At 60.1% G+C, this 12,275-nt stretch carries 13 protein-coding genes; 12 read left to right on the top strand and 1 reads right to left on the bottom strand.

Features of this window, described 5'->3' with window-relative positions:
- The first annotated feature begins 11 nt into the window (after positions 1–11).
- The 10 genes from PQR62_RS08525 to PQR62_RS08480 all read left to right on the top strand — a co-directional run bounded on the left by PQR62_RS08525 (position 12) and on the right by PQR62_RS08480 (position 8,649).
- Positions 12–752 (top strand): enoyl-CoA hydratase/isomerase family protein, encoded by a 741-nt coding sequence (locus tag PQR62_RS08525; RefSeq protein ID WP_408156798.1) that lies wholly within the window; start codon positions 12–14, stop codon positions 750–752.
- Between the two features lie 93 nt (positions 753–845).
- Positions 846–1,829: an NAD(P)H-dependent flavin oxidoreductase gene (locus tag PQR62_RS08520; protein WP_408156796.1), complete on the top strand. Its 984-nt coding sequence runs from the start codon at positions 846–848 to the stop codon at positions 1,827–1,829.
- 470 nt (positions 1,830–2,299) lie between these two features.
- Positions 2,300–3,067: a GntR family transcriptional regulator gene (locus PQR62_RS08515; protein WP_408156794.1), complete on the top strand. Its 768-nt coding sequence runs from the start codon at positions 2,300–2,302 to the stop codon at positions 3,065–3,067.
- 49 nt (positions 3,068–3,116) lie between these two features.
- Positions 3,117–3,899 (top strand): transporter substrate-binding domain-containing protein, encoded by a 783-nt coding sequence (locus PQR62_RS08510; protein WP_408156792.1) that lies wholly within the window; start codon positions 3,117–3,119, stop codon positions 3,897–3,899.
- 104 nt (positions 3,900–4,003) lie between these two features.
- Positions 4,004–4,675, top strand: coding sequence for an amino acid ABC transporter permease (locus tag PQR62_RS08505; RefSeq protein WP_408156790.1), 672 nt, complete (start codon positions 4,004–4,006; stop codon positions 4,673–4,675).
- Positions 4,672–5,328 carry an amino acid ABC transporter permease gene (locus tag PQR62_RS08500; protein WP_408156788.1) on the top strand — a complete coding sequence of 219 codons (657 nt, stop codon included), beginning with the start codon at positions 4,672–4,674 and terminating at the stop codon, positions 5,326–5,328. Before PQR62_RS08505 ends, PQR62_RS08500 begins: the two co-directional genes overlap by 4 nt.
- A complete protein-coding gene (locus PQR62_RS08495; RefSeq protein ID WP_408156786.1) occupies positions 5,309–6,040 on the top strand; it encodes an amino acid ABC transporter ATP-binding protein in 732 nt (243 codons plus the stop codon). The genes PQR62_RS08500 and PQR62_RS08495 overlap by 20 nt, the downstream gene beginning before the upstream one ends.
- Positions 6,041–6,280: 240 nt before the next feature.
- The gene (locus PQR62_RS08490; protein WP_408156784.1) at positions 6,281–7,054 is read left to right on the top strand and encodes an SDR family oxidoreductase; all 774 of its coding nucleotides are present in this window, start codon (positions 6,281–6,283) and stop codon (positions 7,052–7,054) included.
- Positions 7,055–7,140: 86 nt separating this feature from the next.
- Positions 7,141–8,106: a LysR family transcriptional regulator gene (locus tag PQR62_RS08485; RefSeq protein ID WP_408156782.1), complete on the top strand. Its 966-nt coding sequence runs from the start codon at positions 7,141–7,143 to the stop codon at positions 8,104–8,106.
- Positions 8,107–8,169: 63 nt separating this feature from the next.
- On the top strand, positions 8,170–8,649 hold the full coding sequence (locus PQR62_RS08480) for a GNAT family N-acetyltransferase (protein ID WP_408156780.1): 480 nt from the start codon (positions 8,170–8,172) through the stop codon (positions 8,647–8,649).
- 52 nt (positions 8,650–8,701) lie between these two features.
- Here the strand turns inward: PQR62_RS08480 and PQR62_RS08475 are convergent, their stop codons facing one another.
- Positions 8,702–9,247, bottom strand: a complete 546-nt coding sequence (locus PQR62_RS08475) for a hypothetical protein (RefSeq protein ID WP_408156779.1) — start codon at positions 9,245–9,247, stop codon at positions 8,702–8,704.
- A 522-nt stretch (positions 9,248–9,769) separates the two neighbouring features.
- Here PQR62_RS08475 and PQR62_RS08470 point away from each other — a divergent pair.
- Together PQR62_RS08470 and PQR62_RS08465 are read left to right on the top strand one after the other, a co-directional pair.
- Entirely contained in the window at positions 9,770–10,834 is a 1,065-nt protein-coding gene (locus PQR62_RS08470; protein WP_408156777.1) for an adenosine deaminase, read from the top strand.
- A 615-nt stretch (positions 10,835–11,449) separates the two neighbouring features.
- Positions 11,450–12,193: a GntR family transcriptional regulator gene (locus PQR62_RS08465; protein ID WP_408156775.1), complete on the top strand. Its 744-nt coding sequence runs from the start codon at positions 11,450–11,452 to the stop codon at positions 12,191–12,193.
- Positions 12,194–12,275: the final 82 nt, after the last annotated feature.

Raw genomic sequence — 12,275 nt, 5'->3', positions numbered from 1 at the left:
GCGAGACCGTCATGACTGAACTGGTAAAGCGTGAAGATAGCAATGGTCTGGCGACGCTGACGCTGAACCGGCCCGACAAGATGAATGCGCTGACGGTGCAGATGTTCATGGAACTGCATGAACATGTGGCGCAGCTGGAGCAGCAGACCGAACAGATCGGCGCGGTGCTGCTGCGCGGCGCCGGCCGCTGTTTTTCGGCAGGCAACGACCTGCACGACATCGCCGCCGGCAAGCCGCTGCCGATGCCGCATCTGCAGGCGCGCACCATCGACCGACTGGCGCGCTTGCCGCAACCGGTGATCACCGCGGTGCACAGCCATTGCTACACCGGCGCGCTGGAACTGGCATTGGCCGGCGACCTGATCGTGGCCTCGGAATCGGCGCGCTTTGCCGACACCCATGCCAAGTGGGCGCTGACGCCGCTGTGGGGCATGAGCCAGCGCTTGCCGCGCCGGGTCGGCGCTGCACGGGCGCGCGAAATGATGCTGCTGGGCCGCAGCTATTCAGGCAAACAGGCCGAGAACATGGGGCTGGCGAATTTCTGCGTGGCCGACGATGTCTTCGATGCCGAACTTGAAAAGCTGGCGCGCGAGCTGCTGGCCGGGTCCTGGTTTTCGCATCGTGCCAACAAGCGCCTGCTGCTGGAAACCGACGGCCTGTCGCTGGACGCCGGGCTGGCGCACGAAGTGTTCCGCAATGCAGGCAAGGGGCCGGACATGCAAGAGCGGATCGCCGCCTTCGGCAAGAAGTAGGCATCCATCCCAGCCGCAGATTCACACAGCTGAATCACCGGCGTCAGCGATGCCGGTGATGCTCCTTCACGCTTTTTTTTTAAATGATCCGCCATGACAAACCCGTCTGAATTTCTGCTGCCGACGCCGGCCGACCTGCCGGCTCGCCTGAGCATTCCCGTGATCGGCTCGCCCATGTTTCTGGTATCGAATCCGGCGCTGGTGATTGCGCAATGTTGTGCCGGCATTGTCGGTTCTTTCCCGGCGCTCAATGCGCGCCCGCAGGAAGAACTGGATGTCTGGCTGACGCAGATAGGCACAGCGCTGGCGTCGTACCGCAGCGCCCATCCCGACAGGAAAGTCGCGCCGCATGCGGTCAACCTGATCGTGCATCAATCCAATCAGCGTCTGCAGGCCGATCTGGACAGCTGTGTGCGGCATCGCGTGCCGGTCGTCATCACTTCGCTGCATGCGCCGGACATGGTGGTGGAAAAAGTCCATGCCTACGGCGGCATCGTGCTGCACGACGTCACCACCCTGCGCCACGCGAAGAAGGCGATCGGCGCCGGTGTGGATGGCCTGATTCTGGTCTGTGCCGGGGCCGGCGGCCATGCCGGCGCCCTCAGTCCGTTCGCGCTGGCGACTGAAGTGCGCGCCATTTTCGGCGGCTTGCTGGTATTGGCCGGCGCCATTAGCAACGGTGGCGGCGTGCTGGCGGCGCAGGCGATGGGTTGCGATCTGGCTTACATGGGCACGCGCTTCATTGCTTCCGAAGAATCGATGGCGCTGCCTCAGCACAAACAGATGATCGTCGACGGCAGCGCCGCCGACATTCTCTACACGCCCTACTTCTCGGGCGTGCCCGGCAATTATCTGAAACCCAGCATCAGCGCCGCCGGTCTCGACCCGGACAATCTGGAGCCGCAGGACAAGTCCGCCGTCGATTTCGGCAAACCCAAGCGCTGGAAAGACATCTGGGGCAGCGGCCACGGCATCGGCGCCATCCATGCCGTCGAGCCCGCCGCACAGATCGTGCAAAGGCTGATGGATGAATATGCGCAGGCGCAAAGGCGTATTAATTTGCTGCCTGCGGGCTGAACCTGGGGCAATACCACCTGCGGCACTCTCTTCGATCACCGTCCTCCTGACGAAACTCAGGAGCGCCCCTCAATTCGCGGCAAGCTGATCGCCGTCTCACGGCGCTCACGCCTCCCTTGCAAATTTCTTTGCGACAGCATTCACGTTTGACGCGGGCTTAATGCTGCATGGCACATTGAGCGTCATCCGGCTCGCCGCATGGCGGCAATACCGCAGGCTTCGGTCTTGCGCACCGGACTTGCTCAAATCACCACAAAAACACGCACCAAAAACTCGCAAAATCACCAAATACAGATCATGCAATGCTGCACCGCAATGGGATTTTTGCTCATATTTTAAGCAAAAAAATATTTGAGAAAAATTGCTGAAACCCTTTGCAGAAGCGGGTTTTAGCGGTAATAATCTGGCCGCACCGTTTTGTATGCCAATCTTGTATATCAGATTGGCACACTATTTGCTGATGAGAGGCCATGGGTACAAATCAGTCCGTCAAATCGTCGTCACAGATCGCCATTCGCATCACCGAGGCAATTCTGGCCAAGCAACTTGGGCCCGGAACCCGTCTCGGCGAACAGCAATTGGCCGATCTGTTCGGCGTCAGCCGCACCCTGGTGCGGGAGGCGCTGACACGCTTGATGGCGCGCGGCATTGTCACGGTCAGCGCGCGCCGCGGCTGGTTTGTCATCGAGCCGACCCCGCAGGAAGCACGCGAAGCGTTTGAAGCGCGCCGCGTGATTGAACTCGGATTGCTGCGCCAGGCGCGCGTGCGTCCGGTGTCTGCGGCTTCGATTGCTCAGCTGCGCGATCACATCGCCAGGGAAGAAGCAGCCATTGCAGGTGACGATATCGGGGCGCGCAGCTATCTGCTGGGCGATTTCCATGTCTGCCTGTGCGAATGCCTGGGCAATTCGCTGCTGTCCGAAACCCTGCGCGATCTGACCGCCCGCACCACGCTCACGGCGATGCTGCATCAATCGTCGGAGCAGGCTGAGGATTCATGCTCGGAACATATCCGGATCGTCGCGGCTCTGGAGCGCGGCGAACTGGAAGTGGCGGAACAACTGATGCAGACCCATCTGCAGCATGTTGAATCCGGCCTCAACCAGGTACGCAGCAACGATCCTCTGGAACCGTTGCGGCAAGCTTTGGCACCTGTGTCGGGAAGCACAGCCATGAAAACGGCCACGATTGCCGACATTGAGTCTCACCGCAGTTCAGCATCGAAAAACAGGCCATAAAAAACGGCCACTCATCAAGCACTTAAACGTTGCCTCAAGGGAAACCACCATGAAGATCTCCAAGCTGTTATTCGGCCTGATGGCCAGCGCCATGATCATGACCGGCACCGCCGCACATGCCGATACGCTGGACGACGTTCAAAAGAACGGCGTGCTGCGCGTGGCCGTGCCACAAGACTTTCCACCGTTCGGCTCGGTCAATTCCGACCTCAAGCCGCAAGGCCTGGACATTGATGTCGCCACCCTGATCGCCAAGAAGATGGGCGTCAAGGTCGAGCTGATTCCGGTCAGCAGCGCCAACCGCATTTCCTACCTGACCACCAAGAAGGTCGATCTGGTGATCTCCAGCATGGGCAAGAATGCCGAGCGTGAAAAGGTGATCGACTTCACCGCCGCCTATGCACCGTTCTTCAATGGCGTGTTCGGCCCGGCCGACCTCAAGGTCAGCAGCGCCGCCGATCTGGCAGGCAAGACCATCGCCGTGACGCGCGGCTCGGTGGAAGATCTGGAACTGAGCAAGATCGTGCCGGCCAGCGCCACCGTCAAGCGCTATGAAGACAACAACGGCACCATCAGCTCCTTCCTGGCGAATCAGGTGCAACTGGTCGCCACCGGCAACGTGGTGGCCGCTGCGATCATCGCCAAGAACCCGCCCAAGAAGCCGGAAACCAAATTCCTGATCAAGGATTCGCCTTGCTTCATCGGTCTGAACAAGGACGAAAAGAAACTGCAGGACAAGGTCAATGCGATCCTGGCTGAGTCGAAAAAAGACGGCAGCCTGAATACCCTGACCGAAAAATGGCTGGGCCTGCCGCTGCCGGCCGGTCTCTAAGCAAGCCTTACTGATGCAATCCCGCCTGGGCATCCGTAGCAAGGCCACACCGTGGACCAGGCGGGTTACTTTCACACGTTGAGGCAAAGGGCACAGATCACATCATGGCTTACCAATTCGATTTTCTATCTACATTCGACTATACGGATGTGCTGATAAAGGGCGTGCTGACGACGATCGAACTGATCGCCATCGGCGGCGTGCTCGGCATCGCACTCGGTATCGTCGGTGCGTGGGCGCGCACGCAAGGGCCTAACTGGCTCAAGCCGATTTTCAGCGGCTACGTCGAGCTGATACGCAACACGCCTTTCCTGGTGCAGTTGTTTTTCATCTTTTTCGGTCTGCCCAGCCTCAACATTCAGATCTCCGAAATCCAGGCCGCGCTGCTGGCGATGGTGATCAACCTCGGCGCCTACAGCACCGAAATCATCCGCGCCGGCGTCTCGGCGGTGGCACGCGGACAGATCGAGGCCGCGCTCAGTCTGTCGATGTCGCGCATGCAGGTGTTTCGCTACATCATCCTGCGCCCGGCGTTGCAAAAGATCTGGCCGGCGCTGTCCAGCCAGGTGGTGATCGTGATGCTGGGTTCGGCAGTCTGTTCGCAGATTGCGGTGGAAGAACTGTCGTTCGCCGCCAACTATATTCAGGGCCGTAATTTCCGCGCCTTTGAAGCCTATCTGATCACGACCGGCATCTATCTGGTGATGGCGATTCTGCTGCGCCGCCTGCTGCGCCTGATCGGCGATCACTTCATCACTGCCCGGAGGTCCGCATGATTGCTTTTTCCACCTGGGACATCGTCCGCAACCTGATGCTGGCCTGGCGCTGGACCATCGCGCTGTCGCTGTTCACCTTCATCGCCGGCGGCGCCGTCGGTCTGGTCATCCTGTTCCTGCGCACCTCGCGTCGCCGCTGGCTGCGTGAGGTCGCCAAGCTGTACATCGAGCTGTTCCAGGGTACGCCGCTGCTGATGCAATTGTTCCTGGCCTTCTTCGGCGTCGCCTTGTTCGGACTTGAAGTACCGGCCTGGGCCGCCGCAGGTCTGGCGCTGACGCTGTGGAGCGCTTCCTATCTCGCTGAAATCTGGCGCGGTTGCGTGGAAGCGATTCCGAAGGGCCAATGGGAAGCATCTTCGGTGCTGGCCATGGGCTACTTCCAGCAGATGCGTCACATCATTCTGCCGCAGGCGCTGCGTATCGCTATTGCACCGACGGTCGGTTTCGGTGTGCAGATCATCAAGGGCACTGCGGTGACCTCGATCATCGGTTTCGTCGAACTGTCGAAGGCCGGCACCGTGATTACCAACGCCACCTTCCGTCCGTTCACCGTCTTCGCCGCCGTCGGCGTCTTCTACTTTGTGTTGTGCTGGCCGCTGTCCAAATACAGCCAGTTTTTAGAAAGGAAATACAATGCCGCTCATCGCCATTGATAACGTCAAGAAAAGCTACGGTGACAACGAGGTTCTGAAGGGAATCCGTCTCGATATCGAACCCGGCGAGGTGATCGCCATCATCGGCAAGAGCGGCTCCGGAAAAAGTACCCTGCTGCGCTGTGTCAACGGTCTGGAAACCATCAACGAAGGTTCGATCAGCGTGGCCGGCGCCAAGCTCGGTCAGACCGAACTGGAACTGCGCAATCTGCGCCTGAAGGTCGGGATGATTTTCCAGCAGTTCAATCTGTTCCCGCATCTCAGCGTGGGCCGCAACGTGATGATCTCGCCGATGATCGTCAAGGGCGTGAGCGAAGCCAAGGCGCGTGAACTGGCCAAGGCCAATCTGGAGCGCGTCGGTCTGGGCATGAAGTTCGACAGCTTCCCGGATCAGCTGTCCGGCGGCCAGCAGCAGCGTGTGGCGATTGCCCGTGCGCTGAGCATGGAACCGCAGGCGCTGCTGTGCGATGAAATCACTTCGGCGCTCGACCCGGAACTGGTCAATGAAGTGCTGGCCGTGGTGCGCAGTCTGGCCAAGGAAGGCATGACGCTGGTGATGGTCACCCACGAAATGCGCTTTGCGCGTGAAGTGTGCGACCGCGTGGTGTTCATGCATCAGGGCAAGGTCCACGAAATCGGACCGCCGGAAGAACTGTTCACCAATCCGAAGACGCCTGAACTGCAACAGTTCATCGGCATGACTCAGGCTTGATGCCAGTTTGATGCGGACTTGATGCAAGTCTGAATCGGCAGTAAAAAGAAAGCCGGAATACCTTTGGGTGTTCCGGCTTTTTTCATGCGCCCTCCACTCTGAAATCAGGTGCGCCGACCACATTGATTAACAACCGCTGGTTGCGACTGAAACGAGTTTTCACTGCTTCTGGTGCATGCCGTCCTTCCCTATAGTGCCTCCTGTCGCCGGCTTCCGGCCATAACTCCAGAGAGGAACATCATGACTTCAGCCTTCACATCCCAGCTTTCCGGCCGCGTCGCGGTCATCACCGGCGCCTCCAGCGGCATCGGCTTCGCTACCGCACGTTTGCTGGCCGCACGCGGCGCCAGGGTCGCCGTACTGGCGCGCCGCCGCGAAACGCTGGACCGCCTGGTCGATGAAATCCGCAAGGCCGGCGGCGAGGCCATGGCGCTGACGGTCGACGTCACCGATCAGGCGTCGGTGGACGCTGCCGCCACCGCCGTCGAACAAAGCTACGGCCCGGCCAGCCTGGTCTTCAACAATGCCGGCGTGATGCTGCCGGGCGCCATCGAAGAAAACAAGATGCAGGAGTGGGAGCAGCAGATCGATCTCAACGTGAACGGCGTCATGCGCGTGATCTCGGCCTTCGTGCCGCAACTGGCGAAGTCGGCCAGCGCCGGCATCGCCAGCGATCTGATCAACACCTCGTCGATTGCCGGCCAGTACATCTTCCCCTACTTCGCGGTGTACAGCGCCACCAAGGCTTACGTCAGCCACCTGACGCGCCATATGCGCGTGGAGCTGGGCCCGAAGAACATCCGCGTGGCCATGATAGAACCGGGCTGCGTCGCCACTGAACTGCAAGGACATGTCACCTTTCAGGGCGCCAAGGACTGGCTGGCCAATGCGGCGCAGAACATCGACTTTCTGCAACCTGAAGACATTGCCGAGACGGTCGGCTTTCTGGTGTCGCTGCCGAAACACGTCAACTTGCAGCAAGTGGTGATCATGCCGACCAAGCAAGGTAGTTGATCAGCAAGGCCGGACGTGGAAACCGTTTCAGACCGGCAGGTATAATTTTCCGGCCGGTCCGGCCTGAACCCGATGAAAGAATCCGCATGGATGAGTTGCGAGCCATTTCAAGCTTCGTGCGCGCCGCCGAGCTCGGCAGTTTCCAGAAAGCCGCCGAAGCGCAGAACACCACGCCGCAGGCGGTGAGCAAGGCGATACGTCAGCTCGAGCAGCAGCTCGGCATCCGCCTGTTTCATCGCACCACGCGCAAGAGCTCGCTGACGCAAGAAGGCGAGCGCTTGCTGGCCAGCGTCAAGCCGAATCTGGAAGGCCTGATCGGCGCCCTGAGCAGCACGCGCAACGCCGCCCGCGACAACGAAGGTATCGTGCGCGTGGCCGCCGGCGGCGCGGTCGGACGCAAGGTGCTGATTCCGCTGTTGGCCGAATTTCAGCAACGCTTTCCACTGATTCAGATCGACCTGATGCTGGAAGAACGCTTCAGCGATCTGGTGGCGGAACGCATCGATGTGGGTTTTCGCGCCGGCAATCCGCCGGAGTCGCAGATCGTCAGCCGCCGGCTGTTTTCAGTGCAGCAGATCGTCTGCGCCGCGCCGGCTTATCTGGCGCAGCATGCCAAGCCGAAGACCAGCGATGAGCTGCGCGCTCACCGCTGCACCGCTTATCGCCAGCCGGGCAGCGGCCGACCCATGCCCTGGGAATTCGAGATCAATGGCGACACCCGCTTCTGGCATCCCGCGCCGGCGCTGTGCTGCAACGATCCCGAAGCCGAAATGCAGGCAGTGGCGGCCGGCATGGGCATAGGCCAGATCGACAGCATCAATGCGACGGCGGCGATTCGCAGCGGCGCGCTGGTGCCGCTGATGACCGACAGCCTCAGCGAACGCATGGGTCTGTATCTCTACTACGCCCATCGCAGCGACATGCCCGGCCGGGTCAGGCATTTCATCGATTTCACGCTGGAGCGCCTGCGCGACAGCACGGATTTTTATCTGAGCCGCGCGGAACTGGCGGCGGCACAGCGGCCACACAAGCCTCGCAAGACAAGGAAATAGTCAAACGCCGGCGGCCGGGGTCGGCCAGCCGCGGCACGGTACGCATCAGAAAGAAAGGCCGGCATGAAGCCAAAACTCAGCGCGACAAGCATCGACGACGCCGAACAACTCGTTGCGATCAGAATCGCCGCCATGCAGGAAAGCCTGCTCCGGATCGGCCGTTTTGATCCGGTTCGCGCGCGCGATCGTTTTCTTTCGGGCTTCAGGCCTGAGCAGTGCTGGTTCATTCATGTCGGCGACCAGGCTGCAGGCTTTCTGTCTCTCGATCTGGAAGGCGATCCTCTGTTGCTTCAGCATCTCTACCTGCTGCCCGCGTTTCAGAATCAGGGTCTCGGTTCGATGCTCATGCAGATGATTTGTGCGGAGGCGGACCGGCGTGCGCTGCCGATCAAAGTCGGCGCCTTGCGCGAGAGCGATTCGAATCGCTTTTACCTGCATCACCAGTTCGAGCAAGTGAGTGAGGAGGAATGGGACATCTATTACATCCGGACGCCTCGCCCGGCGACCGGCTCCGTCCATCCGCTATTCGGGACGGACAAATAAAAAAACCCGCCATGCGGCGGGCCTTTTGCAGGGCCGATCGCGACAGTAAAAATCAGCGATTCAGCTCGCACACTTTCTTGTCGTTCTCGAAGAACTGCACCTTGCCGGTGGTGAAGCGCTCCTTGGGAATCGACAGCAGCAGATAATCCTTGATGCTATAAGTAGCGCCCGAGGCCGGCTTGCGATAAAGGTAGTTGGCACGCAGCACGCCGTCACGCAGGGTAACGCTGAGCGGGGTAAACACGTGCGGCCGTTCGGCGGCGTCCGGTGCCTGCATCACGCGCGCCACCAGCAGCAGTTGCCGGTTGTCGAAGAAGGAAGACGGCGGTCCGAAGCTTTTCTTGCCGCCCATCACGGCTGCCGGATGCATCCATTCATCCCATTCGCGGGAGTTGCGCATCAGGGTGCAGAAGACCGGATGTCTTTCGTCATCCCAGTTTTTGAGGAAGCTTTGATACGAGCCGCTCATGATGGTCTTGAAGGGCACCACGGTCGGGTCTTCCTTGGATTGCCACGGCATCCATGCGCAGCCCGAAAGTCCTGCCACCAGCGCGACACTGAAACCACATAACAAGGTAAGAGCAATAGCTTTTTTCATGCGTAATCCTGTGGAAGGCAAGGCATTAAAACATGCCTGTTTGCCGGTGCGAAGGTTTTGCCGGGATCTTTACACCCGGCTTGATCGATGAGAGGTCTCCCCTGCAGCAGCCGCCATCGTCATGCACCAGAGCGATAGGATACCAACAAGCGGCGACATAGCGTGATCAGAGCAGGTCATGCGGGAAAAGTTGCAGGCCCGGCACAGTTGCCGGGCGCCCTGGCCACATCTGGTCTGAATACGAATGCCGGCTCCGCCGATTGCGAGGCCGGCGCCATGCATGATGCGCGATGCGAGCGCCATGTGCGTGCTCTCGCTTGCCCCTGCCGCTACATGCCGGTATGCGTATTGCATGATAGTGATCGCGCCCGGCCTGGGTTATGCTTCCGGCATTCACGCCCGGAATGCCGGGAGCGGGGCCGCAGCAAAAGCGATATCTGCGCGCCTCGTTTCTCAGGTGCCGGGAACCCGGGAATGTGCGAACGCTGTTCTCGCCCCTTTTTTCATACTAGGTGATTTGCCATGAACCCAGCCGTTTCATCCGACTCCGCCCCAAGCACGGGCACCGCGCTGCGCAGCTTCATCGAAGGCATGCCGAAGACCGAGCTGCATCTGCATATTGAAGGCACCCTGGAGCCCGAACTGATGTTTGCTCTGGCGCAGCGCAACAACATCAAGCTGCCTTACGACTCGGTCGAAGCACTCCGCGCAGCTTACGACTTCAGCGATCTGCAGTCCTTCCTCGACCTGTATTACGCCGGCGCCAATGTGCTGCAGACCGAGCAGGACTTCTACGACATGACGGCCGCTTACATCAAGCGCGCGCAAGCCGATCAGGTGCGTCACGCCGAAATCTTCTTCGATCCGCAGACTCACACCGAGCGCGGCATTTCCATCGCCACCGTATTTGCGGGCATTGCCGGCGCACTGCGCGATGCGCGTCGCACCGACGGTTTCGGCGGCGCCATGATCATGTCCTTCCTGCGCCATCTGAGCGAGGAGGAAGCATTCGACACGCTGGAGCAGGCGCTGCCGCTGCGCGATCAGTATCAGGATCTGTGGAACGGCATCGGCCTCGACTCTTCGGAGCGCGGCAATCCGCCTGAGAAATTCCAGCGCGTGTTCGCGCGTTGCAAGGCGCTGGGTTTCCATCTGGTGGCGCACGCGGGCGAAGAAGGTCCGCCTGAATACGTTATCGGCGCGCTCGATCTGCTGCACGTGGAGCGCATCGATCACGGCGTGCGCAGCGAAGAAGATCCGGCCCTGATGCAAAGGCTGGCGCAACAGCGCATTCCGCTGACGGTGTGCCCGCTGTCGAATCTGAAACTGTGCGTGGTGAAGGACATGGCCCAGCACAATCTGGCGCGCCTGCTCGACGCCGGCCTGGCGGTGACGGTCAACTCGGACGACCCGGCCTACTTCGGCGGCTACATGACGGCCAATTATCTGGCGGTGGCCGAGGCGCTCACGATGAGTCGCGAGCAGGTTCTGACGGTGGCCCGCAACGGCATCGAAGCCTGCTTCCTGAACGATGAAGAGAAGGCGACGCTGATGCTGGAACTGGAGCAATACGCGAGCACGCATTAAATCATCCACGCCGGCGAAGCCATTCGCCGGCGTCCGCCTCAGTCAAGCATCGACGCGATGCTGATTGTTCCTCCTGCCCCCGCTCCTTGCTCTCCATGCCACTCAGACGGCGCGCTCAGCGCCAGGTCTGCCCACGGCCACATCAGGGCCTCCCGGACACCTGCCCGCGGGGCAGACACAAGACGCGTCTCCCTCAAACAGAATATGATTCGCCAAACTATCGAAAAACTGTGAGCAAGCACGGTTCTTGCATCTGCTCGGAGATCGTATTCAACAATCGGGGATGAATACCTTGTCCAAAATAAACGCTGAAATTGCTGACAATCCTGCACGGAAAATCGGCTTGAGCAACTGGTTTCCCGCCTTAGCAAGAAGCTGAGGCGCTGGAAACCTGCCGGATTCCCACAGTTTTTTCGAGCAAGTGCTTGGTGCAAAAAAACCTGGACACCCTCTTTTTGGTGCAAGAACTCCCCATATTGTTGCAAATGTATTTTTATATTGTCGACAATGTTTGAGACGAATAATGTAAAAAAACAAGACTGCTGCGGGCAAGTGCTCCGGCAACCGATCAACAATTCCAGCTATCGATCGCACAAATCGTACAAATCGCACACCATGAACAAAGCCATCAAGCCATCCCGTCTTCAGTCCGCCGCCATCAGCCCGGCCGCGCCGGCTCAGCGCGACGCCTCGGTTGCCGTCGAGGAACGCATGTATCAGGACATCTACGACGCCATCATGGAACACCGGCTGCCGCCCCGGACCAAGCTGACCGAGCAGACGCTGTGCCAGATCTACGATACCGCCCGCCACACAGTACGCAAGGTGCTGACGCGCCTGTCGACCGAGGGCATGGTGGATCTGGAAGCCAATCGCGGCGCCTTCATCGCCAGCCCCTCACATGCCGAAGTGCGCGACATGTTCGAGCTGCGCAACATCATCGAACACGCGGTGCTGGACAAGGTCGGGCGTGAAGCCGGGGTGCGCCAGATCGCCGGTCTGCGCAAGATGGTGGAGGAAGAACGCGAGTCGTACATGAGCGGCGACCGCCCGCGCTGGATCCGGCTGTCGGCGCAATTCCACCTGGCGCTGGCCGAGCTGACCGGCAATGTGCTGCTGGTGGAAACCCTGCGCAAGCTGGTCTCGCGCACCACGCTGATGATCGCCAAGACCGAGGCGCCCGGCCATAACGCCTGCTCGTTCGATGAGCACGATACGGTGCTGGAAGCGCTCGAAAGCGGCAACATCGCAGCGGCGCAGGAACACATGGCACATCACTTGCATCTGTGCGAAGACCGAGTTCGCCCGGATGACAACGATCACTTCGATTTGCGCAGCGTGTTAGGCAAGCATTCCTGACCCTGCCAGGCCGTTCCGCAGCAGCGCTGAGCTGATTCAACGTAGTGAAATTGAATTGATTCAGCCTGCCGCCTGACCAGCC

The organism is Herbaspirillum lusitanum (genome assembly GCF_046025995.1).
GTDB classification, from domain to species: Bacteria; Pseudomonadota; Gammaproteobacteria; order Burkholderiales; family Burkholderiaceae_D; genus Herbaspirillum; species Herbaspirillum lusitanum_A.
Note: the sequence above shows the minus strand (reverse complement) of the source record. Positions and strands in the feature narration are given on the sequence as shown.